Raw genomic sequence first — 22,665 nt, 5'->3', positions numbered from 1 at the left:
TTTCCATCAATTGGGCAATACACTCGCCTTCACGATCAGCGTGATGGCACACGGGGAGCAGGAGAATGACGACCCTTTCGACCGCACGACCGGATCCGGTCGTCGCTGCGCCGCCGCGGCTCGAACTGCGCACGCCGGCCGCCATCGATGTGTTCACCCGAATCCTCACGCACGGGCCGATCGGGCGGATCGACATCACCCGTCAGACTGGACTGTCGCAGGCGGCCGTCACTAAGGCGGTCACTCCGCTCATCGTCGAAGGATTCGTCGTGGTCGACGACGAGCAACAGCGTGGTCTCGCCCCCGGGCGCCCGGTGTATCCGTTGCGGGTCATGCCGAACTCGCTCCTGTCGATCGGTGTGAAGGTGAATGCCGACGAGGTGATCGGTGTCGCGACGACGATGCGCGCGGAGATCATCCACTCCGTGCACCTTCCGGTCGCAGACACCTCCGTCGAGACGATCGTCACCGCCGTCGTCTCCGCGGTCAGTTCGCTGCGGGCTGATCTCGGCGATTCGGCCGCGCGCGTCGCGGGCATCGGCGTCTCGGTCTCTGGCGACGTCGACACGCGAGGCGGAGTGGTCCGCGACTCCGCGCTGCTCGGCTGGCACGAGGTGCCGCTCGGACGCATTCTCGCCGACGAGCTCCAGTCGCCGGTGCTCATTGAGAACGATGTGCGCGCCCTCACTATTGCCGAGCAGTGGTTCGGCGTCGGGGTCGACGCTGGCACCTTCGCCATCGTCACCATCGGTGCCGGAATCGGCTGCGGGCTGTACGTGAACGGTGACGTCGTGTCCGGGGCGAACGGCGTCGCGGGGGAGATCGGCCACCTGCCGCTCGCTCCCGAGAGTTACCTCTGCACGTGCGGCCGCCACGGCTGCGTCGAGGCCGTCGCGTCGTCCGGTTCGATCCTCGCCGCCATCCGTGCAAGTGAAGAGCGCCCAGAGCTCAGCCTGCAGGACGCCATCGACCTGGCCCACGCCGGTAATGCCTCAGCCGTTGCGGCCTTCGATCGGGCCGGCCGCGTGATCGGCACCGCTGTTGCGGCGATGGTGAACCTGGTAGGCCCGGAGATCGTCTTGGTCGCCGGCGAATCGGTGGCGAACTACGACCTATACGAGACGCGCCTGCGGGAGGCCTTTGCCGAGCACGCTTTCGGTTCCGCAGCGAACGCCCGCATCGTGACGACCAGCCACACCTTCGACGACTGGGCGCGCGGCGCCGCGGCCGCGGTCATCCGTGCCACTGTTCGCGGCGAGCAGATGGTCGCGGCCTGACCCGCGGTTAGAGATCGAGCGATTCGCCGGGCTCGAGCACGAAGAACTCGCCGCCGCCCTGCTCTGTTGCCCAGGCCAGCCGCTCGCGCTGCATGTTTTTGCCCGCCGTAGAGAGCGTCATCTCGTGAACGGCGAACGCGCGGCGCGGTTTCACGGCAAGAACGAAGTCCATCGCGTCACCGATCTTCAGCCACGGAGCTCCAACCGGGGCCGCGAGGGTGTCGACCTCGACGCCCTCAGGGATCGTGTAGGAGTCTCCGGGGTAGTACAGGGTGTCGTTGACGAGCACGCCCAGGTTGTCGACGACCGGGATGGATGAATGGATGACAGCGTGCTCGCCGCCGAAGAAGCGCAGGGTAAACGGCTCTACCGTGACCGTGTCACCCGCCTCGACCACCACGACATGGAAGTCGCTCGCCGCCGCGACGACCCCGGCGGGCCCGTAGATGACCGCGTCGGGATTGCGGTCGATAATGCGGGTGAGCTGCTCGGCGGTCCAATGGTCGGCGTGCTCGTGGGTGATGACGATGCCGACGACGTTGCTGAGACCGACGAGCGCGGTGGTGAACGACCCCGGATCGACGACCAGCACCTTCTCCGCTGACTGAAGGATCAGGGCGGCATGTTCTTGTTTGGTCACTCGCATACCTGAGACTTTACTCGCCTCACTTCGTTGCTCGATAGTACCCCCCGGGGGTATTATGGAGCGCATGACGAACCAGCCCGCACGCGACGCGACGATCGACCATTCGATGCACGACACGCGCGACGTGCACGATCACGCCGGGGGCGGCGATCACAGCGGCCACAGCGGCCATGATCCGCGGATGTTCCGGCGCAAGTTCTGGCTCAGTCTCGTGCTCACCGTGCCGACGCTGGTGTTCTCGACCGGCCTCCAAGACATCCTGGGACTCTCCGGTCCGCGATTCCCGGGCAGCCAGTACATCCCTGCGGTATTCGGTATCGCGCTGTTCTTCTACGGCGGTCTGGTGTTTCTGCGGGGCGGCATCGCCGAACTGCGGTCTCGCACACCGGGCATGATGCTGCTGATCTCGCTGGCCATCGTGGTCGCGCTCGGCTACAGCATCGCCGTGACGCTGGGACTGCCCAGCATGGACTTCTGGTGGGAGCTGTCGACTCTCATCACGATCATGCTGCTCGGCCATTGGATCGAGATGGCGGCGGTAATGGGCGCGCAGGACGCGCTTGGGCAGCTCGCCAAGCTGTTGCCCGACCAGGCCGAGCTCGAGGACGGCACGATGGTGGCGGTCGCCGACCTCACCGTCGGCAGCGTCGTCGTCGTGCGGCCGGGTGCCGCGGTGCCCGCCGATGGCGAGGTGACCGAGGGCGCGTCTGACGTCGATGAGGCGCTGCTCACCGGGGAATCGAGAGCGATAGCGAAGAGTCCCGGCTCCAGCGTCATCGCGGGCAGCATCGTCGGGGCTGGGGCCATTACCGTGCGGGTCACCAAAGTCGGCGGAGATACGGCACTTGCCGGCATCATGAAGCTGGTAGCCGACGCTCAGGCCTCCAAGTCGGGTGCGCAGGTGCTGGCCGACCGTGCCGCGGGGCTGCTGTTCTACGTGGCCGTCGGCGCCGCGGTGCTGACCCTCGTGGTCTGGTTCATCCTTGCGCCCGGCGACCCCGGTTTCGTGCTCGAACGCGTCGTAGCCGTGCTCGTCATCGCCTGCCCGCACGCCCTCGGGCTCGCCATCCCGCTGGTCTCGCTCATCGCCACCACCAAGGGCGCTCGTGCGGGCATCCTGGTGCGCACCAAGCTCGCGCTAGAAGAGGCTCGCAGCGTCGACGTGGTGCTGTTCGACAAGACCGGCACGCTCACCGAGGGCCGCCAGGGGGTGACGGATGTCGTCCCCGTCGCCGCAGGGGAGCAAGATGCGGTGCTGGCGCTGGCCGCGTCTGTCGAGGGGCGCTCCGAACATCCGATCGCCCGGGCGATCGTGGCGCAGGCATCCGCGCTCAGCGTCGAGTCGGCGACGGAATTCACCTCGCTGGCCGGGCGGGGTGCGCAGGCGAAGGTCGGCGGAAGGACGGTGACGGTCGCTGGCCCGCGGGTGCTGACGGAACGGGGCATCCAGCTCTCCGCCGATCTCGTCAATGTCAGCCGCGAGTTCGGGGCGCAGGGCAAGAGTGTGGTGTTCGTGCTCGATGGGCAGACGGTGCTCGGGGCGATCGCCGTGGCCGACGTCATCCGCCCGGAATCGGTGGAGGCTGTCGAGCGACTGAAGAGACGCGGGGTGCGGGTGGCGATGGTCACGGGTGACTCGCGGGCAGTCGCCGGCTGGGTCGCACGCCAGCTCGATATCGACGAGGTGCATGCCGAGGTTCTGCCGGGCAGCAAGGCCGACGTCGTGACGGCGCTGCAGGCGCAGAAGCTGCGCGTCGCGATGGTCGGCGACGGAGTGAACGATGCGCCCGCGCTTACGCAGGCCGACGTGGGCATCGCGATCGGGGCGGGGACGGATGTCGCGATCGAATCGGCCGGCATCGTGCTGGCCTCGAGCGACCCCCGCGCGGTGGCCGACGTCATCGCGCTGAGCCGTGCGACCTACCGCAAAGAGGTGCAGAACCTGTGGTGGGCTGCCGGCTACAACATCCTCGGCATCCCGCTGGCGGCCGGCGTGCTGTTCGGCGTGGGCATCCTGCTGCCGCCCGCACTCGCGGCCGCGCTCATGTCGGTGTCGACGATCATCGTGGCGCTCAATGCGCAGCTGCTGCGGCTGACCCGCCTGAAGTGACGTTGGTCGCTTCCCGCCCGAGGTGACCTCGCCGGTCGAGTAGCGCCCGAGGGACGAGGACGCGTATCGAGGACGCGTATCGAGGCCCGCGCGGGTTTCGATACGGCTGCTCCTTCGTCGCGGCCTGCTCAACCAACGACGTACGGAACGAGGACGCATATCCGTCTCCCGTCGGATCGTGCCCTGCCCCCGAATATCCTCTGACACCAATACACTGGCGCGAACCGTCAGCACCACGAGAGGTCCCATGGTCGAGGCATCGAAGCCGCGCAGAGTATTCGTCGCGATCAATCCGACGGCATCGTTCGGTAAGGGCAGCAAGGTGGGGCCAGCGGTCGTCGCCGCACTGCTCACCGCAGGGCACGATGTGACGAGGCTCGAGGAGCCCAGTTACGCCGAGCTGATCGCCTCGGCGAAGGCGGCCATCGCCACCGGCCCCGACGCGCTGATCGTGGTCGGGGGAGACGGCATGGTCAACCTCGGAACCAACCTGGTCGCGGGAACGGACGTGCCGCTCGGCATCGTTCCGTCTGGCACGGGCAATGACATGGCGCGAGCCCTCGGCATCCCGCACGAGAACAGTGCGGGCGCGATCGACCTGCTGCTGAAGCAACTGCAGTTGCCCGCGCGCACCATCGATGCCGGACTCATCCACCGATCGGACGGCGGCGAGACCTGGTACGCCTGTATGGTCTCGGCCGGTTTCGACGCGGTCGTCAACGAGCGAGCCAACCGGATGACCTGGCCCAAGGGTCCGATGCGGTACAACCTGGCGCTGCTCTACGAACTCATCGGGCTGAAGCCCATTCGGTACACCCTCACTTTCGATGGAGAGGTGACCGAGGTGGAGGGCATGATGATCTCGGTCGGCAATGGTGTCTCGCTCGGCGGTGGCATGCTCGTCACGCCCGATGCCGAGGTGGACGACGGGCTGCTCGACGTTCTGGTCGTCGGGCGACTGACGCGATTGCAATTCCTGCGCATCTTTCCGCGCGTATTCCGGGGCGAGCATCTGACCGATCCCCGGGTGACCGTGCGTCGGGTCAAGAGGGTCACGATCGCCGCGGAGGGCGTTGCGGCCTATGGCGATGGCGAGAGAGTCGGGCCTTTGCCGGTCACGATCGAGGTGCGGCCCGGGGCTCTGAAGGTGCTCGCGCCGGCGCGTCCCTAGCCGTTTTGGTAACCGGGCTCAGCGTGTGGCATACTCGATGAGTTGTCCGCTACGGCCCCATCGTATAGCGGCCTAGTACGCCGCCCTCTCACGGCGGTAACACCGGTTCGAATCCGGTTGGGGTCACAACAACTGCCCGGCTCCCTGTAAAAAAAGGGGGCCGGGCACTTTTATTTCCGGATGCACTGTTATTTCCGGATGGCCAATCCGCGGGCACCGATGCATGATCGAATCATGACCGATGCACGATGGCCGGCCCTCGCGGTCGAGGACTGGAACGAAACCCGAGACACCTTCCACCTCTGGACGCAGATCGTCGGCAAGATTCGCATGGTGTCGACGCCTGCTGAGAATCACTGGTGGCACGTGCCGCTGTATGTCAGCGCGCGCGGACTTACGACGGGCGCGATCCCGTACACCGACGGGGTATTCGACATCGAGTTCGATCTGCTTGCGCACGAGCTGGTGATCCGCCGCAGCACGGGCGACCGACGCTCCATCGCTCTGCGCCCCATGTCGGTCGCCACCTTCTACCGGGAGGTGACGGATGCCATGCTCGCGCTCGGCATCCAGGTTTCGATCTACGCGGTCCCCAACGAGGTCGACCCGGCCATCCCCTTTGCGCAGGATGAGACCCACGCCAGCTACGACGCGAGCAGCATGGTGTTGTTCTGGCGCCAGCTGGTGCAGGCGCAGCGGGTGCTGCGCGAGTTCCGGTCGGGATTCATCGGCAAGGCCAGCCCGGTGCACCTGTTCTGGGGCGCGCTCGACCTGGCGGTGACCCGGTTCTCCGGGCGCCCAGCCCCCCGGTACCCCGGGGAGGTGCCGAACTGCCCCAACCGGGTGATGGTCGAGGGCTATTCGCACGAGCTCAGCAGCGCAGGGTTCTGGCCGGGCGGCGGAGCGGAGGGTGCCTTCTACTCCTACGCGTACCCGGCCCCCGACGGTTTCGCTGATGCCGCGGTGCCAACCGGGGCTTTCTATAGCGATGAGTACGGTGAATTCCTTCTGCCGTACGAGGTGGTGCGGGCGTCGGCGGATCCCGACCGGCTGGTGCTCGACTTTCTCGACGCGACCTACCATGCCGCCGCAGACCTGGCGGAATGGCCGGCCCGAAGCACGGTGACGCGCTGACCCCTCAGCGCGCTAGACGTACTCTCGTCGCGGATCGCCCTTCCCGGGACACCGTCCCGACCCTCGGTGCGGGAGTACCCTGCTGCTGTCGGGTGGAGGAGAACCCCCGCGCCCGCCGACAGCGAGAGGGACAGATCATGACGGCATGGACCGACTATCAGCTCGATGCGCTCAGCGGCGCCGACGAGATCTACCTGAAGTCCCGGCGCGAGGACGGAAGCCTGCGCCCGGCCGTCATCGTCTGGGTGGTGGCGGTGGGCAACGACCTCTATGTGCGTTCCGGCGGTGGCCGAGATAACCCATGGTTCCAGCGGGCGCTCGTGCAACACCGCGGACGCATCAGCGGCGGCGGCATCGAGGAGGATGTCGTTTTCGAGGAGGCCGGCTCTTCGCTCACGGAGAAGATCGACGCGGCTTACCGCCTGAAGTACGCGCGGTACTCCGATGACTATGTCGACCCCGTGGTGTCGGCGGATGCCGCGGACGCGACCTTCCGATTGGTCCCGGCCGACGAGGACTGAAGGCTGAAGCCCAGGGAGCTGGCGACATCCGCTCGAGATCGCGCCCTACTGCAGCATCAGCTGCCAGTCTCGCGGCACTCGATCGGCCGGCCCCGGGCTGGTTTGGGAGAGCGGATGACAGTCCGGCGCGGCGAGGACGGGGCCAGCAACGACCCGGTTGATTTCGTAATTCCAGAACCAGTCCTCGCCTGGTTCGAAGCTCTGGATGATGGTGTGCCCGGTCTCGCGGTAGTGCGCAGTCGCATGTTTGTTGATCGAGTCGTCACAGCATCCGACGTGTCCACATTGGGCACAGCGTCTCAGATGCACCCACCACGAGCCGTCGGCATCACACTCGACGCAGCCGGCGCCGCTCGGGGCGACGGTCGGGTCGATGTCCGTCATGTCGGGAGTGGCCATGGTTTCTCACCGTCCAAGTCAGCTAGGGTCACAGTCTGATGCATCCGACCTGGCGTCACTAGGGTGCGGGCATCCAACCCGCGATGGGAATGGGCTGGCTTTCCGTAGCCACGTCTCGGTCTACGGTCAGGGCCAGCTGGCCGAGGGCCGCGGCCCCATCCGTTCCCGGCTCACCGAAGTAGGTACGCAGCGCATATCCGCCGTGACCGGGCACAGAGAAGTTCTGAAACCGCAGGTCGATGGGTCCGAGTGCAGTGTCGCCGCTGCGAATCGTTCCCGACATGATTGGCCGAGCGTCATGGCGGGCCCACACCCGCGCGAATTCCGGTTCGCGAGTCGAGAGGATGTCGACGATCTCGCGCAATCGCGGATCGAACGGGTCGCTTTCGTAGCGCAGCGCGGCGAGCGCCTGCGAGACCGACTCCTCCCACCGTGGGAACGTGTCGCGCACTTCGGCATCGAACAGCGCCATGACGAGATTGCAGCCGGGATTGAAATGGCCACTGCCCAGCGCGAGCGCCATGCGATTGGCTCGGATAACGTCCTGATTGCGGTCGAGGATGATCGCGGGGGTGTGCGACCAATACTCGAGCAGGCGAATGAGATTCTCATCCAGACTTTCGGCGCGCGGGGCAGGTCGAAGCAACGGCCGGGCGGCGTTGTGTGCCAGACGGTGGACATACGCCATCGCGTCTTCGTCGAGCATCAGCGCTCGGCCCAGGGAGGCGAGCACCTGCTCGGACGGCTGGTGGTGGCGGCCCTGTTCGAGTCGCAGGTAGTAGTCGAAGCTGATGTCGGCGAGGGCCGCGACCTCCTGACGGCGCAGGCCCTGCACCCGCCGGTTCGGTTCGCGCGTGATTCCAACATCTTCCGGCTGGATGAGTTCGCGGCGGGCTCTGAAGTACGTCGCGAGGAGAGATCCGTTATTCACGAGTCCTCCTTCCGGGCTGGAGGGTTCCGCGACAGGGAACTCCCTATCGCGGGAAGGTCTGATGAATATACCTCTCACGTCTCCGTCCTGACAGCATTTGTTTCGTGCTTTCGGGTTTACCCGACATCGACTCTGGTCCACCAGAACTGCAACAGTAGGGTCCGACCGTCCGGAGCGAGGCACGGGGTCAGTCGCAGACTCAGCGTGCCGTCCTTGATTTGCGCTCGCGCCATGAAGGGAGCGCAGTGCCAGTGCGGGAACAGCGCGATGTCGAACTGGTGGCTGACCGTTGCCGAGTGCTCGTCGAGTCGGTAGTCTCCGGCATCCAGATACAGACGATCGAGAGCTCCGAGCACGATCGACGCCACGCCGTCATCGGCGTAGGTGAGGTACCCGGTCACCTCCGGATCGCTCTGCTGCAGCACCTCGCCATCACTGTAGATGCCCTCCACGCGGTGCAGCCGCCACGCCCCGACCAGGGTCTCGATGGTCGGTGATTCGTGGGGCTGGTCGATCAGATCGTAGTAAGACACAGCGCTTTCCTCCGAGTGGGCACGGTGATGGCTCGTGCTGAGATTATTCAGCATCATCAGACGAATCGACGTGGCCCCGTGGGCACCCCTCAGGCTGTACTCAGTGCTGCTCGAGCTCGGCGCCGCTAGAGCTGGGTGCTGCTAGTGCTGGGTGCTGCTAGAGCTGGGTGCTGCTACTGCTGGGTATCGCTAGTGCTGGGTGCTGCGCAAATCGCGGGCGAGTTGCTCGTAGTGCTGTGCCTGAGCCTCGCGCTCGTCGCGGGCGGAGGCGGACGACGCGTACGCGGGAAGCTCGGGCCGGTCGGGTGAAGAATGTGCGGCCTCGATCGCGTTCGGCTTCGAGCCCCGCGACATCCGATCGATCCCGGCCAGCGCGACCGCGGACAGGATGAAGACCATGTGAATGACGACCTGCCAGAACACGCCGTCCTCGGTGTAGGTCTCCCCGGTCACCGATTTGGTGTCCGAATTCTTGGAGCCGATGTCGCCGACCTCGATGAACGTCTTGAGAAGGTGAATCGACGAGATGCCGATGATCGCCATGGCGAGTTTCACCTTGAGCACATTCGCGTTGACGTGGGAGAGCCATTCGGGCTGATCGGGATGCCCGTCGATCTTGATCTTTGAGACGAAGGTCTCGTAGCCGCCGATGATCACCATGATCAAGAGGTTGGCGATCATGACGACGTCGATCAGGCCGAGGACGCCGAGCATGATCGCGGCCTCTTCGATATGGAGCGGGTCTTTGACGACCTTTTCGGCAAGGTGGTAGAGCTCGACCATGAAAACGACCACGTAGATCACCTGGGCGATGATGAGGCCCACGTACAGAGGGGCCTGCAGCCAGCGGCTGAAGAAGATCAGGTATCCGATGCCGGAGACATTTCGGGATTGCGGGCGGAACTGGCGGGGCTGGTTGGGCGGCGTCATGGCGGTGAGCCTAGGTGTGATGGATGGGAAAACGCCCGGTAGGAGTGCTGTGTGCGCTCAGCGCTACGCTGAGCGCATGTCTGAATACGTCTACGGCGGAGCTGCCGATATCGACCGCGCGATCGGGTTCATGGTGGCACTCGACGATTCGCAGCGCGACGCACTCGCCGTGCTCGAGATCGACCAGGCCATCGACGAGTTGCAGGCCGAGTACACGAAGGCCTCGGCAGACCCCGGATACCGCCCGACTGACGACTTCGTCGATCGCTTGAGTGGCTACCTCGCCATGGCCGATGACGTGGAAAACCCGAAACTGCGCTAACCGGTTCCCGACTCCCTCGGTCAGTATTTCGGTCCCTGCGCTTGTCGAAGGGTGGCCCTCTTCTCCTCCACAGGTAGCCCGGTGTGGTGGGTTATAAACAGGGTCTGGTCAGCATTATTGGTGCCGACTCGAATGTCGGTGGTCGCTGCAACAATCGGGTCATGAAGGTCTCCACCCACGCACTGACCGCCCATCTCGCGGCCCTCGCGCAGGCGTGGGACGACACCATCGTTGACCAACCCGGCATGCTGTTGCAGCTGATCGGGGATCTGGCGGCGGTGCAGCGCCGCATCGATGCGCTCCGGGTTGCAGTTGCGGGAGAACTTGCGGACTTGTCCGCTGCCCACCGCGGCGGCGAGGCGATGGCGCGCCGGGCCGGACATGCCCGACCAGGCTCCTATCTGGCCGAGCTGTGGCAGATCAGCGTCGCCGAAGCAACCAGGCTGTGTGAGGTGGGTCTGGCAACGCGGCAACGGACCGCCTTGGACGGCGCGCTATTGCCGGCCCGATACCCGGCTGTGGGCGAGGCGATCGCCGCCGGGTCGGTGGGGGTGGAGGCGGCCGTGGTGATCGTGCGCGAACTGGACCTGGCCGCCCCATTCTGCTCCACCGAAGCGCGCGCGGCGGGGGAGCGACTGCTGGTGGAGCACGCGCCGGGATCGACCAGCTCGTGAGCGAGCAGCTACGGGCTGCCCGCGACCGGGTTCCCGAATCCTTGGGACAGGACGGTAGTGCCGACATCGATGATCGGACCATGCCGCACCGCCGCGCCGATGCCGCCGAAGACCTATTCCGGCAGGCGGTCAACTGCACGTGCGCTGCTGGTCGGGGTGGTGGCGGTCCGCTGGTGACGATGATCGTGCGGATGAGCCTCGACCAGTTGGTCACCGGGCTCGGCAGCGCCCAGATCGATGGGATCGATGCCGGGATCTCCGCCACCACAGCCCGCCGTCTTGCCGCAGATGCGAACATCATCCCCGTAGTGCTCGGCGGTGCCGGGGAAGTCCTGGATCTGGGCAGGTCGCGGCGGCTGTTCAGTCCCGCCCAACGCCACGCGTTGGCCGAAACCTACGGCGGGTGCGCGTTCCCGGCCTGCGCACACCCACCCAGCTACACCGAAGCCCACCACCTCCAGTGGTGGTCCCGTGGTGGGGTAACGGATCTGGACAACGCGATCCCGTTGTGCTCGTTCCACCACCACCGCATCCACGACGACGGCTGGGAGATCGTCATGCGCGACCGGGTGCCGTATTTCATCCCGCCACCGTGGATCGACCCCGACCAGACACCCAGACGAGGAGGAAAGGTGGTCAACCTGACGTGGTCAGGATGAGGGAACGCGACAAAAAAGAACGAGAACGAGAACGAGAAGGAAAAGGAGGGAGAGGGGAAACGCGAAAGAAAACGTGATGCCACTCCGCACACCAACCGGATTCCAATCCCACTGCAACTGCATGCCCATCGCGCTGCGCCCGCACGACACGAGCACGAGCGCACGGCATTACGGTCGACGCCCGGCATCACTCCAGTTCACCCGGTAGGGTTGGCGATAGCGAAGGGGAGTATTCCCAGGGGCTCACGCCCTACGCCGCAATCGTCAATACGGTCGTCGAAGGTGCCGACCCGGGTGCGGTGGTGCAGCACAGCGGTCAGACCGCGGCCGCGCGGAAGAGACTTTCGGGAATCCGGCGTACCCGCCGACCCCGATGAAAGGCCCGCCCTTGGAACTTCAACTCCCGATCGCGTTTGAGATCACGACCATCGTCGTGCTGATCCTCATTGTGATCGCCGACCTGGTGCTGGCCTACAAGCGTCCGCACATCCCGTCCACCAAAGAGTCGAGCCTGTGGGTGGGCTTCTACGTGCTGCTTGCACTGATTTTCGCTGTGTTGATGTTCGTCTTCGCCGGCGCCGACCATGCCGGACAATTCGTCGCCGGCTGGCTGACCGAATACAGCCTGTCGATCGACAACCTGTTCGTTTTCGTCATCATCATGGCGAGGTTCTCGGTCCCGAGAAAATACCAGCAGGAAGTGCTGATGGTGGGCATCATCATCGCACTGGTCTTGAGAGCGATCTTCATCATTCTCGGCGCACAGCTGATCGAACACTTCAGCTGGATCTTCTACATTTTCGGCGCCTTCCTGCTGTACACCGCCATTAGGCAGGCATTCGAAAACAGCGACGAGATGGAAGATAAGGAGAGCGGAGTCATCCGTCTCCTGCGCAAGCGCGTACCGATCACCGATGAGTTCGACGGGGCGAAGCTGCGCACTGTGATCGACGGCAAGAAGGTGCTCACGCCGATGATCATCGTCTTCCTGGCGATCGGCTCCACCGACCTCATCTTCGCGTTGGACTCGATACCGGCGATCTTCGGCATCACTCAAAGCGCGTTCATCGTGTTCACCGCCAACGTGTTCGCATTGATGGGGCTGCGCCAGCTGTACTTCTTGCTCGGTGACCTCATCGACAAGCTGGTGTACCTCAAGTACGGCATCGCCTTCATCCTCGCCTTCATTGGCGTCAAGCTGGTTGCGCATGCCCTGCACGAGAACGAGCTGCCCTTCATCAATAGCGGCAAGGGCATCGAGTGGGCACCCGAGATTTCCACGCTCATGTCGCTCGGTGTGATCGTCGTCTCGATGGCGGTTGCAGTCGTGGCCAGCCTGATCAAGATCCGCATCGACAAGAACCGGGCATCCGTCTCGTCGTAGCGAGCGCCGGCTGACGGGCGAGCGCCCCATGGGCAGCAGTCCCCATGTCGGGAGCGCCGGATGCCGGTTACGGTTGCGGGAGGCGCCCGTGTGAGCAGCGCATAGAGTGTTGCGGGGGGAGGTGTCGCCGACGATGGAGATCCAGCGCGAGATCGTGCTGTCTGACGGCGCCGCGCCGAACCACGCCGCACCAAACCACGCCGCACCAAACCACACTGTGCGATTCCGGTTCGCCGGGTATTCCGATCGTGGCGCGGTTCGCCGCATCAACGAAGACAGCTACCTCGCTGCATTACCCCTGTTCGTCGTGGCCGACGGTATGGGCGGTCACGCGTTCGGAGACCGAGCGAGTCAGGCCGCGATCGCCGCTTTCGCCGACTCTTTCGTCGACACCGAGGTCGCATCACCACAGCGCGTGCTCGACGCTATCCGCCATGCGAACGACGCGGTGCTGGCCGTCGGAGACAGCGCGGATGCCGACGGATCCCTCTCGGGAACGACGCTCTCCGGCGTCGCCTTCGTCGAAACCGGACCCCGCGGCAATTACCACTGGATGGCGTTCAATGTCGGCGATTCGCGCGTCTACAGCTGGGACGGTCGCACCCTCCTGCAGCTGAGCGTCGACCATTCCGCGGTGCAGGAACTCGTCGACCAGGGCGAGATCACCCGGCTGGAGGCGCACAGCCATCCGGAGCGCAACGTCGTCACGCGCGCGCTCGGTGCAGAGGCCGAGGTCGACGCCGATATCTGGTTACTCCCCGCTCGAGATCGCCAGACCTTCCTCGTCTGCTCCGACGGCCTCACCAAAGAGCTCGACGACGACGAGATCGCGCGCATCATCGTGTTTCACGCGGCCGAGTCGGCACGGACGGCACCGGGGGAGTACGCGATCAGCGTTGCCGAACGACTGGTGAATGCCGCCGTCGCCGCCGGAGGATCCGACAATGTCACCGTCATCGTCGTCCAGTCCGAGGCGGTCGGAACTGCGGTCGTGAGCGACGACACCGTCGATCGCGATGCGATGCCAGCACAACTCGAAGAGACTCGGCCGAGAGGGTGACCGCGCAATGACCGCTCTCCACACAACAACCACTCTCCACACAATGACTCTCGACTACGTACCCGCTGTCAGCGACGGCTGGCTCGCCCTGTGCTCCCCGCAGCGAGTGCTGCTGATCGAGACAACGACGGATGCCGCGCTCATCACCTCCCTGCATTCGGCCATTCGCGAAGACGGCGGCATCCGCGCTGCGCTCGACCTGCTCGCCAGAAACGGTCTGGCGGCCATCCCCTCCTTCGCGCTCGTGGAGGCGACCGGTGAGCCACGGGTGATCGTGCGGGGTGGCGTGACCGTCACCGCTATGGGTCCCGATGCTGAGCGCATCGTGACCGGCGCCGGAGTCACCACCTGGTCGGAACAGGTGCTGGCCGGAGCTACCCGTCTCACGGTCTCGATCGAGGGCGCGACCGCGGCAAGCGGCGTCGGAAGGCTGCCGATCTCCGACGGCATCTCCTGGGTCGCCTCGCTGTCCGTTGGTGCTGCCGGGTTCGCGCCCACGGCCGTCACGTCGCAGCCCGTTCGAGTGGACATCGACCCCGAGGCGACCGTGAGCGAGCTGCCCGAGGCCGTCGCCGCAGCTGCACCAGCACCGACGACCGAGCGCGGGCGCTACGACGACCTGTTCGGCGACACGATGTACCGCGATGTCGCGGGAGCGGCGGTGGCCGAAGAACCCGAGGCGTCCGCGACCGAGGAGCCGCAGGCATCCGCCGTCCCGGCTGCCGGCGACGAGACAGAAGTCGAGGGCGACCACGACGGCCAGACCGTGCTGACCTCGGACATCGCCAAACTCCGCACGGAACGCAACGAGCGCAAGGCCAAGCGCACCGCGCACTCGACGCCCGTTCCCGCTCCGGCCCCCCACATCGTGCTGACGCTGCCGAACGGATCGCGGGAGCCGCTCGCGCAGCCGATCCTCGTCGGTCGAGCGCCGAGCGTGACGCAGATCTCCGGCGGCCAGGTGCCTCGACTCATCACCGTCGGCACCGCCGACCAGGACATCTCACGAACCCACGCACGGTTCGTGCTCGAGGGTGAGACCGTGGTCGTCACCGACCTCCACTCGCGCAACGGCACCATGGTGGTGCTGCCAGGCAAGGAGCCCCAGAAGCTGCGCGCCGGCGAACCGACCGCGGTGATCATCGGCACCGTCGTCGACTTCGGCGGCGGCATAACCCTCCGGGTGGACGAAGACTGATGCGTCGCTCCACCTCACAGCCGCCCGAGCTGCCGGGCTACACCTTCGTCAAGGTGCTGGGTTCCGGCGGGTTCTCCGACGTCTTCCTCTACGAGCAGAAGCTGCCCAAGCGCCGGGTCGCGGTGAAGGTGCTGCTCACCGAAGACCTCACGCCCGCGACGCGAGCCGCGTTCGTCGGTGAGGCGAACCTCATGGCGCAACTCTCGACCCATCCATATATCGTCACGATCTACCAGGCGGATGTCGCCTCCGACGACCGTCCGTACTTCGTGATGGAGTATTGCTCTGGCCCGAGCCTCGCCGAGCGATACAAGCAGGAGACCTTCGAGGTCGCCGACGCGCTGCGCATCGGCGTGCGACTGTCGAGCGCGGTGGCGACCGCACACTCTGCCGGCATTCTTCACCGCGACATCAAGCCGGCGAACGTGCTCACCAACGACTACGGATGGCCGGCACTCACCGACTTCGGAATCTCCTCCGCCGTCGAAGAAGACGTTCTGCCGCTGCACACCGGCACTCTCGCCGATGCCCTCGCGGGCGCGGCCGGCACCACGGGAACCACCGGAACCAGCGGAACAGGCGCTTCGGTCGGGATGTCCGTTCCCTGGTCGCCGCCGGAGATGTTCGATGACGACCCCGAGCCCGATGTGCGCTCCGATGTGTTCTCCCTCGCCGCGACGATCTACACGATCCTGGCCGGGCAGACGCCATTCGAGGTGCGCGGTCATTCGAATGGAACCCTCGATCTGATCGGCCGCATCGAGCGTGGAGCCATCACCCCGTTCTCCCGCACCGACCTGCCGCGCTCTCTCGTCGCCGTGCTGCGGAAGGGGATGGCCTCCGACCGCAGCGACCGCTTCGCTACAGCGCTCGACTTCGCTCGTGCCCTCCAGCGGGTGGAACTCGAACTCGGCTATGCCCCGACCACCATCGACGTGCCCAACCTGCACATCGAGGCGACCGCTCGCGAGAGCGATGGTCAGGATGCCGACGAGACACGGGTGCGCTCCGTTGCGACCGTGGCCATCCAGCCCCCGATCATCCAGCCCCCGATCATCGAGCGCCCGGTCCCGCATCCGGCACAGGTCGAATCGCTGGTCGAATCGCAGGTCGAATCGCAGGTCGAATCCACCCGACTGCGCGCACCGGTTCAGGTAGCCGTCGAGGAGACGGTGATGCGTCCCCGCGAGACCGCGCAGCCCCCGCCGCCCGCGACTTCTACGCAGCGCGAGAGCGGTGCTCAGGCCGGCGCTGAGACCGGTGCCGAGCCCGATGCGCACCAGCCGCGACGCAAGCGCGGTGCCCTGATCGGCATCGCTGCCGCAATCGTCGTGATCGTGATCGCCGCAGTGCTGTTCTTCGTCGTTCCGCAGGGCGGATCCACCCCGGCCGGACCGACCGCGGCACCCGGAGGAAACGGCGGCGTGATCGACGTCTCCTCGGTACCGGCGCCGACCAACGGTGCGGCGGTCGCCAGTGCCGACGGCAGTACCGTCACCTTCACCTGGACCAACCCGAAACCGAAGAAGGGTGACAGCTTTCTCTGGGCCAAGGCCGAGTCGCCCACCGAGCAGACACCGACCGACCAGCCGACCGCCGTCGTCACCGGTGTGGTGCCCGGCTCGAAGACCTGCATCAATGTCGCCGTGCTGCGCGATGGAATCAGTTCGGCTAACCCCTTGGCGGTGTGCGACCGGTGAACGTGGTGAAGGTGGAGTTCTGCGGCGAGTGGTACTCGATCGAAGAACCCGGCGACTTCTTCGTCGGTCGCGAGGGCGATCTCGCCATCGACGACAATCCCTACCTTCATCGGCAATTCCTGCGCATCTACGCGGACCACGAGATGTGGTGGCTCGGCAACGTCGGCAATCTGCTCGCGGCCACAGTGTCGGACGGCACCGGCTCGGTGCAGGCCTGGCTCGCGTCCGGGGCGCGCCTGCCGCTCGTCTTCCCGACGATGCACGTCATGTTCAGCGCGGGGTCGACCACCTACGACTTCACCATCCACACGGACGAGCAGTATTTCAGCATGTCGCCCTTCGCCTCGTCGACCACCACCTCCACAACGATCATGCCGGTGACGCTCACCGCCACACAGAAGCAGCTGATCCTGTCGTTGGCGGAGAACATCCTGACCCAGGCCGTGCCGGGGCGAGGAGAGGTGCCGAGTTCTGCGGATGCCGCGGCCCGCCTCGGCTGGTCGATGACGACCTTCAATCGCAAGCTCGACAACGTGTGCGACAAGCTCGACAAGATCGGGGTCTCCGGGCTGCGCGGAGGCAAGGGCAAGCTCGCGAACAACCGTCGTGCGCGGCTCGTGGAGTATTCGCTCGCCACCCACCTCGTGAGTGTGGAAGACCTGCCTCTGCTTGAATGGAAGCGGGGGAGTGACGATGCCGACTAAGAATGCGTTCTGGTCGAAACTCCGCGGGCGCAAGGTCATCTCGTCGGTCGTCGCCATCGCGGTGCTGGCCGGCGTGCCGATCACCCTGGCTATCGCGCACCGGGGCTTCCCGGTCACCGATGTCGACCTGACCGCCCAGAACGTCTGGGTGACGAACGGCAAGCAGCTGCTCGGCGGTCGTCTCAACCACCAGATCGGTGAGCTCGACGCCAAGGTGAACGGCTCATCCACCCACCTCGACGTGCTGCAGGACGGCGGGGCGACGATCCTCACCGACACCACCCAGGGCACCGCGCAGGTCATCGACCCCGCCTTCGTCTCATTGACCCAGAAGATCACCATCCCGGTCGGCGCGAAGGTCGCGTATGGCGCCAATACGCTCGCCATTCTGGGTCAGGACGGCAAGCTCTGGGTCATCGACGCCGCCGACAAGCTCACCTTCGACGCGGGCAAGACGACTCCCACCGCCAAGCTCGGTCTGGGCGCGCTCGTCGTCGCAAGCAAGACCGGTCAGATCTTTGCGACCTCGCCCGCCCAGCAGAAGCTGGTCACCGTGGAGCGTCCCGGTGCGAAAGCGACCTCCGTCACCTTCGGCGTGCCGAAGAAGAACTCTCAGCTGACCGCGGTCGGGGAGCACCCGGTCGTGCTTGACACGAGGGCGAACACGGTGATCCGCTCGGACGGATCGGTCACCAAACTCACCGCTGACGCGCTGCGCATCCAGCAGGCCGGCCCCGACAACGACTACGTGCTGGTCGCCACCGGCAACTCGCTGCTCGAGGTTCCGTTGGGCGGCGGCGCCCCCGCGACAGTACAGGCGAAGATCACGACACCGGTCACCTCGGCGAGCGGCGTCTCCGCCCCGGTGTTCTTGGGAGGCTGTGCCTATGGGGCCTGGGCCGATGCGCAGAAGTACCTCTACGCCTGCGACGACAAGCAGCCCATCGCGCAGGACATCGGGGAGCCGACAAGCGGCAGTGACCTCGAGTTCCGCGTCAACCACGGCGTGATCGCGCTGAACAATCTGCAGAACGGCAACGCCTGGATCGCGTCCTCGGACATCCGTCTGGTCAACAACTGGGCGCAGGTAAACCCCGACGAGGTGACGAAAGACGGCGAAACCGGCAAGGAACGCCCGGTGAAGCAGTCGTTCGAGGATGCGGTGGCGAACCGCACGGCAACCAACCATCCGCCGGTGGCCGTCGATGACAACTTCGGCGCGCGACCGCAGCGCACGACCGTGCTCCCGGTGCTCGACAACGACACGGACGAGGATGGCGACGTCCTCACCATCACGAAGGTCGACGACATCGACCCGTCGATCGGCACCGTCGACGTCATCGAGGGTGGGCGCGCCCTGCAGTACACGCCGCCGCTCGGGGCGATCACCACCGCATCCTTCCGCTACACGATCAGCGACGGACGTCAGGCCTACGCGTCGGCGCAGGTCAACGTGACCATCCGACCGCTCAGCGCCAACACGGCGCCGACCCAGAAGCGCACCAGCACGGCGACCGTCGAGGTCGGGCAGGCGATCCCGTACAACGTACTGGGCGACTTCATCGACCCGGACGGCGACGAGATCTACCTGGTCGGCGCCGCCGCGACGACGCCCGACCTGGTGCAGTTCACCGCCGACGGCACCATTACCTTCACCAGCAAGACCGGTCAGACGGGCGCCAAACAGGTCGCGTTCACTATCTCCGACGGCAAGACCACCACCGCGGGGAGCCTCGAGGTTGACGTGAAGCCGGTCGACAGCCTCGACCCGGTTGCAGTGCCCGACTTCGCGACGGCGGTGAGTGCAACGCCGGTGGTCATCCATCCACTCGAGAACGACCTCTCGCCATCCGGCCAGCCCCTGTCTCTTGTCAGCGCGAAGCTCGAGTCGGGCGGCAACGCCACGGTCTCGGTGGACCAGGGGAAGTCGACCATCGAGTTCACCTCCAACGTGGCCGGTTCGTACTATCTCGCCTACACGATCGCGGCGGGCGCACATACCGTGCAGGGGATCGCCCTGGTGAACGTAGCCAACCCCAGTGGTTCCAACGCCGCGCCCATTGCGGTGAAGGACGTCGCGTACGTGCGACCGGGGGAGCCGACCACCGTCGACGTGCTGACCAACGACGTCTCGCCGTCTGGGCGGGTGCTCGTGGTGCAGTCGGTGGACAAGGGACCGGACGGCAGCGCGCTCAATGTCGAGGTGCTCGGCAACTCGGTCGTGCGGGTCACCGCGCCCGGAGTGCTCGCCCAGCAGGTGCAGCTCACCTACGTCGTCTCCGATGGGCTCAAGTCTTCGAGCGCGGCGGTCACCGTGGTGCCGATCCCGCCGCTCGTGAACCATCAGTCCCCGATTGCGACGGATGACGCGGCCACCGTTCGGGCCGGTGACATCGCCAGCGTTCCGGTGCTCGACAACGACACGTCACCCGACAACGTGCCGTTCACGCTTGACCCGACCCTCGCGTCCACGGCTGACCAGGGGGAGGGTGCGAGTGCCTTCGTCAGCGGATCCCTCGTGCGGTACCAGGCACCCACCGTCGCGGGCACCTACAGCGTGACCTACGGCATCACCGACAAATACGACCAGCGGGCCAGCGCCACCGTGACCTTCACCGTGACCGCGAAGAGCAAGGACAAAGACCTCGCTCCGCAACCGCAGACCCTCACCGGGCGTGCCTTTGCGGGCGCGGCGGTCGAGATCGTGGTTCCGCTGAACGGCATCGACCCTGACGGTGACTCGGTGGCGCTCACCGGCATCGGCTCCGCGCCGAGCTTGGGACGGATCACCGGCACCACCGGCAGCTCGTTCACCTACCAGGCCTACGAGGCATCCGCCGGCACGGACACCTTCACGTACATCGTCGAAGACACGGCCGGAAAGACCGCGACCGGCACGATCTCGGTTGGCGTCATCCCGCGTCCGTCCACGGTGAAGCCGCCCACCGCTGTCGACGACAAGATCGAAGTCAAGCCAGGCAAGACCGCCGCCGTGCCCGTGCTACTCAACGACTCCGACCCGAACGGCTACGAGCTGAGTCTCAAGCCGAAGCTGCCCGAGGTGCAGGAGCCGCTCGTCGCGAAGGTCAGCGGAGCGCTGGTGCTCATCACGGCGCCGAACAACGAGGGCGCCTACGTGGTGCGCTACCAGGTGACGAACGGGCAGGGCGGATCCGCCACGGCGTTCGTGCAGGTGCTGGTGACCAACGACGCGAAGCCGATCTACCCGTCGGCCGCCGATCACGTGATCACGATCGAGCAGCTCACCGGCAAGAGTTCGATCACGGTGAACGCCCTAGACGGAGCGTCCAACCCGTCGGGCGTCGCCTCCGACCTCACCGTCGCGGTCAAGGGCGCGAACGCCTCCGCCGGCGACGTCCAGCCCAACGGCAAGATCGTCGTCACCCCCAGCGACCACCGCATGGCCATCACCTATTCCGTCACCGACGAGACGACGGGCCTGGCCGGTGAGGCGTTCGTGGTCGTTCCACCGAAGCCAGGGTCGGCCGAGGCATCCACTGCTCCGCCCAGCATCAAGCCCGGTCTCACCGAGATCGTGAAGATGAACGGCACAGGCGAGTACACCCTGTCGCAGATCATCACCGTCCCATCCGGGCGACCGGCCAAGATCACCAAAGAAGCGGATGTCAGCGCCACCAACGCCGCCGGATCCCCCTGGGTCAGCACCTCCGCCCTGAAATTCACCGGAGCCAAGGACTACCGCGGGCCGGCCGCCATCACCTTCAGGGTGAACGACGGCAAGGACCCCGGCATGACCGAGGACCGGATCACCCTCCTCACGTTGCCTATCACGGTCGGCTCGGCGGACCAGTCCGACGTTCCGCCGACCTTCACGCCGCCGAGTGTGCAGGTCGAGGCCGGTGAAGACCCGCAGGTGATCGACCTGCGTGACTCGACCTTCCAGCCCAACCCGCAGGTGCTCGCGGCAGTCACCTACAGCGACTTCTCGAGCTCGAACAGCGAGGTCGTCTCATCGCCGAGCGGGTCGAAGCTCAGCCTGTCGGCGCCGTTCGGCGTGCAACCCGGCGCCGTGTCGACCATCACGTTCACGGTCAACTCGGGCGAGTTCCACATCCCCGGCCAGGTGAACGTACGCGTGGTCTCCTCGAGCCGTCCGCTCGCGTACCAGAAGAGCGTTCAGAAGATCGACTTCAAGCGCGGTGGCGCGGGTGCATCGCAGAACGGTGCCGTTTCCGAGACGTATTGGATCAACCCGTTCCCGAACCAGGCGTTGACGATCATCGCGGCGAAAGCAGCAAGCGCGCCCGCCGGGGTCACCGTGTCGTTTACGGCGAATTCGATCACCGTCTCCGCATCCACCGCAGCCAAGACCGGCGACGTGAATGTGACGTACACCGTGCAGGATGCGACCAAGGATCCGGCCCGCAACGTGACGGGTCAGCTCACGGCGACGATCCACGACGTGCCGGATGCGCCGCCGGCGCCCTCGACCAGCCAGGCGAGCGGCTCGAGCGACGGCCAGGTGAAGATGACCATCGCGGCGCCGTCCGACAACCACGGTCTCTCGGTCACGAAGTACGAGATCAAGTCCACGCCGAACGACAGTGACGACGTCGTCACCGCGACCGGAAATTACACTGCGAAGGGCCTCAGGAACGGCCAGGGTTACACCTTCCAGGTCCGTGCCTACAATTCCGACGGATGGGGTGCGTGGTCGGATTCGAGCAACACCGTCATCCCCTACGGAACCCCGGCCGCGCCCGCCAGCGCAACGATCAGCAACCCGGGCAACGACTACGGCCCAGCGTCGTTGAAGCTGACCTGGACCGCTCCGGGCAACACCGGCGGGGGAAATGTCACCTACGAGGTCAGCTACGACGGGGGAGCCTGGACCGCAGCCACCAGCGGTACGACTCGCACCGGCGATGTCGGATCGCACTCGTTCACGGTGCGCGCCATCAACACGGGAAGCGGAAATACCGGCCCGAACCGCGCCTCAAACTCGATCACCGTCGATAAGAAGCCCGACCCGGTCAAGTCCGTCGATCTCGAACGTGGGTCGACCGCGACCTGTGACACGGGCGGTACCTGTTACCGGTTCAAGGTGACTACCCACAACATGGGCAACGGCAGCAAGAGCATCTCGTTCTACTGCAACGGCCAGAAGCAGACGACGTCGACAACCACGATCACCACCACCGACGGTCAGCCGACGACCTCGCCCAGCCCGTGGTGTGGATACGACACCCAATACGTCATCGTCGATGGTGTCACCAGCAACAACGCCGACTTCAACCCCTGATCCCGATCCCGATACCAAGAGGACGACA

The 22,665-nt window shown here is 65.8% G+C and carries 19 protein-coding genes and 1 tRNA gene; 15 read left to right on the top strand and 5 right to left on the bottom strand.

The window, feature by feature from the left end; genetic code table 11:
* Positions 1-65: 65 nt before the first annotated feature.
* On the top strand, positions 66-1,277 hold the full coding sequence (locus IV501_RS01375; protein WP_200554624.1) for an ROK family protein: 1,212 nt from the start codon (positions 66-68) through the stop codon (positions 1,275-1,277).
* 7 nt (positions 1,278-1,284) lie between these two features.
* Here IV501_RS01375 and IV501_RS01370 read toward each other — a convergent pair whose 3' ends face one another.
* Entirely contained in the window at positions 1,285-1,923 is a 639-nt protein-coding gene (locus IV501_RS01370; protein WP_200554623.1) for an MBL fold metallo-hydrolase, read from the bottom strand.
* 64 nt (positions 1,924-1,987) lie between these two features.
* On the opposite strand from IV501_RS01370, the gene IV501_RS01365 reads away from it, so the two are divergent.
* The 5 genes from IV501_RS01365 to IV501_RS01345 all read left to right on the top strand — a co-directional run bounded on the left by IV501_RS01365 (position 1,988) and on the right by IV501_RS01345 (position 6,859).
* The gene (locus tag IV501_RS01365; protein ID WP_234698085.1) at positions 1,988-4,033 is read left to right on the top strand and encodes a copper-translocating P-type ATPase; all 2,046 of its coding nucleotides are present in this window, start codon (positions 1,988-1,990) and stop codon (positions 4,031-4,033) included.
* A gap of 247 nt (positions 4,034-4,280) precedes the next feature.
* Positions 4,281-5,204, top strand: coding sequence for a YegS/Rv2252/BmrU family lipid kinase (locus IV501_RS01360; RefSeq protein WP_200554621.1), 924 nt, complete (start codon positions 4,281-4,283; stop codon positions 5,202-5,204).
* Between the two features lie 53 nt (positions 5,205-5,257).
* A tRNA-Glu gene (locus IV501_RS01355) sits at positions 5,258-5,330 on the top strand.
* Between the two features lie 108 nt (positions 5,331-5,438).
* Positions 5,439-6,338: a DUF5996 family protein gene (locus tag IV501_RS01350; protein WP_200554620.1), complete on the top strand. Its 900-nt coding sequence runs from the start codon at positions 5,439-5,441 to the stop codon at positions 6,336-6,338.
* Between the two features lie 137 nt (positions 6,339-6,475).
* Positions 6,476-6,859 carry a DUF2255 family protein gene (locus IV501_RS01345; protein WP_200554619.1) on the top strand — a complete coding sequence of 128 codons (384 nt, stop codon included), beginning with the start codon at positions 6,476-6,478 and terminating at the stop codon, positions 6,857-6,859.
* A 45-nt stretch (positions 6,860-6,904) separates the two neighbouring features.
* On the opposite strand, the gene IV501_RS01340 is transcribed toward IV501_RS01345, so the two are convergent.
* From IV501_RS01340 to IV501_RS01325, 4 genes are all read right to left on the bottom strand, one after another.
* Positions 6,905-7,258, bottom strand: a complete 354-nt coding sequence (locus IV501_RS01340) for a UBP-type zinc finger domain-containing protein (protein ID WP_200554618.1) — start codon at positions 7,256-7,258, stop codon at positions 6,905-6,907.
* Positions 7,259-7,316: 58 nt separating this feature from the next.
* Entirely contained in the window at positions 7,317-8,189 is an 873-nt protein-coding gene (locus IV501_RS01335; protein ID WP_200554617.1) for a helix-turn-helix transcriptional regulator, read from the bottom strand.
* Between the two features lie 116 nt (positions 8,190-8,305).
* Positions 8,306-8,722, bottom strand: a complete 417-nt coding sequence (locus IV501_RS01330) for a lipocalin-like domain-containing protein (RefSeq protein WP_200554616.1) — start codon at positions 8,720-8,722, stop codon at positions 8,306-8,308.
* A 189-nt stretch (positions 8,723-8,911) separates the two neighbouring features.
* Positions 8,912-9,652, bottom strand: a complete 741-nt coding sequence (locus IV501_RS01325) for a TIGR00645 family protein (protein WP_200554615.1) — start codon at positions 9,650-9,652, stop codon at positions 8,912-8,914.
* A gap of 76 nt (positions 9,653-9,728) precedes the next feature.
* On the opposite strand from IV501_RS01325, the gene IV501_RS01320 reads away from it, so the two are divergent.
* From IV501_RS01320 to IV501_RS01280, 9 genes are all read left to right on the top strand, one after another.
* Positions 9,729-9,974: a hypothetical protein gene (locus IV501_RS01320; RefSeq protein WP_200554614.1), complete on the top strand. Its 246-nt coding sequence runs from the start codon at positions 9,729-9,731 to the stop codon at positions 9,972-9,974.
* A gap of 161 nt (positions 9,975-10,135) precedes the next feature.
* Positions 10,136-10,648 (top strand): DUF222 domain-containing protein, encoded by a 513-nt coding sequence (locus tag IV501_RS01315; RefSeq protein WP_200554613.1) that lies wholly within the window; start codon positions 10,136-10,138, stop codon positions 10,646-10,648.
* The gene (locus IV501_RS01310) at positions 10,645-11,307 is read left to right on the top strand and encodes an HNH endonuclease signature motif containing protein (protein ID WP_200554612.1); all 663 of its coding nucleotides are present in this window, start codon (positions 10,645-10,647) and stop codon (positions 11,305-11,307) included. Before IV501_RS01315 ends, IV501_RS01310 begins: the two co-directional genes overlap by 4 nt.
* A 388-nt stretch (positions 11,308-11,695) precedes the next feature.
* Positions 11,696-12,691, top strand: coding sequence for a TerC family protein (locus IV501_RS01305; protein ID WP_200554611.1), 996 nt, complete (start codon positions 11,696-11,698; stop codon positions 12,689-12,691).
* A 133-nt stretch (positions 12,692-12,824) separates the two neighbouring features.
* Positions 12,825-13,751 (top strand): PP2C family protein-serine/threonine phosphatase, encoded by a 927-nt coding sequence (locus IV501_RS01300; RefSeq protein WP_200554610.1) that lies wholly within the window; start codon positions 12,825-12,827, stop codon positions 13,749-13,751.
* A gap of 43 nt (positions 13,752-13,794) precedes the next feature.
* Complete coding sequence (locus IV501_RS01295; protein ID WP_200554609.1) at positions 13,795-14,949, top strand: FHA domain-containing protein; 1,155 nt, start codon at positions 13,795-13,797, stop codon at positions 14,947-14,949.
* Positions 14,949-16,649 carry a serine/threonine-protein kinase gene (locus IV501_RS01290; RefSeq protein WP_200554608.1) on the top strand — a complete coding sequence of 567 codons (1,701 nt, stop codon included), beginning with the start codon at positions 14,949-14,951 and terminating at the stop codon, positions 16,647-16,649. The genes IV501_RS01295 and IV501_RS01290 overlap by 1 nt, the downstream gene beginning before the upstream one ends.
* Positions 16,646-17,353, top strand: a complete 708-nt coding sequence (locus IV501_RS01285; RefSeq protein ID WP_200554607.1) for a hypothetical protein — start codon at positions 16,646-16,648, stop codon at positions 17,351-17,353. The genes IV501_RS01290 and IV501_RS01285 overlap by 4 nt, the downstream gene beginning before the upstream one ends.
* Positions 17,343-22,637 (top strand): Ig-like domain-containing protein, encoded by a 5,295-nt coding sequence (locus IV501_RS01280; RefSeq protein ID WP_200554606.1) that lies wholly within the window; start codon positions 17,343-17,345, stop codon positions 22,635-22,637. The genes IV501_RS01285 and IV501_RS01280 overlap by 11 nt, the downstream gene beginning before the upstream one ends.
* The last annotated feature ends 28 nt before the right edge of the window (positions 22,638-22,665 follow it).

The organism is Lacisediminihabitans changchengi (assembly GCF_016634425.1).
GTDB lineage: Bacteria > Actinomycetota > Actinomycetes > Actinomycetales > Microbacteriaceae > Lacisediminihabitans > Lacisediminihabitans changchengi.
Note: the sequence above shows the minus strand (reverse complement) of the source record. Positions and strands in the feature narration are given on the sequence as shown.

Coding starts and splice junctions, on each gene's coding strand:
- IV501_RS01375 (WP_200554624.1), top strand. CDS start 66: ATGACGACCCTTTCGACCGCACGACCGGATCCGGTCGTCGCTGCGCCG.
- IV501_RS01370 (WP_200554623.1), bottom strand. CDS start 1,923: ATGCGAGTGACCAAACAAGAACATGCCGCCCTGATCCTTCAGTCAGCG.
- IV501_RS01365 (WP_234698085.1), top strand. CDS start 1,988: ATGACGAACCAGCCCGCACGCGACGCGACGATCGACCATTCGATGCAC.
- IV501_RS01360 (WP_200554621.1), top strand. CDS start 4,281: ATGGTCGAGGCATCGAAGCCGCGCAGAGTATTCGTCGCGATCAATCCG.
- IV501_RS01350 (WP_200554620.1), top strand. CDS start 5,439: ATGACCGATGCACGATGGCCGGCCCTCGCGGTCGAGGACTGGAACGAA.
- IV501_RS01345 (WP_200554619.1), top strand. CDS start 6,476: ATGACGGCATGGACCGACTATCAGCTCGATGCGCTCAGCGGCGCCGAC.
- IV501_RS01340 (WP_200554618.1), bottom strand. CDS start 7,258: ATGGCCACTCCCGACATGACGGACATCGACCCGACCGTCGCCCCGAGC.
- IV501_RS01325 (WP_200554615.1), bottom strand. CDS start 9,652: ATGACGCCGCCCAACCAGCCCCGCCAGTTCCGCCCGCAATCCCGAAAT.
- IV501_RS01320 (WP_200554614.1), top strand. CDS start 9,729: ATGTCTGAATACGTCTACGGCGGAGCTGCCGATATCGACCGCGCGATC.
- IV501_RS01315 (WP_200554613.1), top strand. CDS start 10,136: ATGAAGGTCTCCACCCACGCACTGACCGCCCATCTCGCGGCCCTCGCG.
- IV501_RS01300 (WP_200554610.1), top strand. CDS start 12,825: ATGGAGATCCAGCGCGAGATCGTGCTGTCTGACGGCGCCGCGCCGAAC.
- IV501_RS01295 (WP_200554609.1), top strand. CDS start 13,795: ATGACTCTCGACTACGTACCCGCTGTCAGCGACGGCTGGCTCGCCCTG.
- IV501_RS01290 (WP_200554608.1), top strand. CDS start 14,949: ATGCGTCGCTCCACCTCACAGCCGCCCGAGCTGCCGGGCTACACCTTC.
- IV501_RS01280 (WP_200554606.1), top strand. CDS start 17,343: ATGCCGACTAAGAATGCGTTCTGGTCGAAACTCCGCGGGCGCAAGGTC.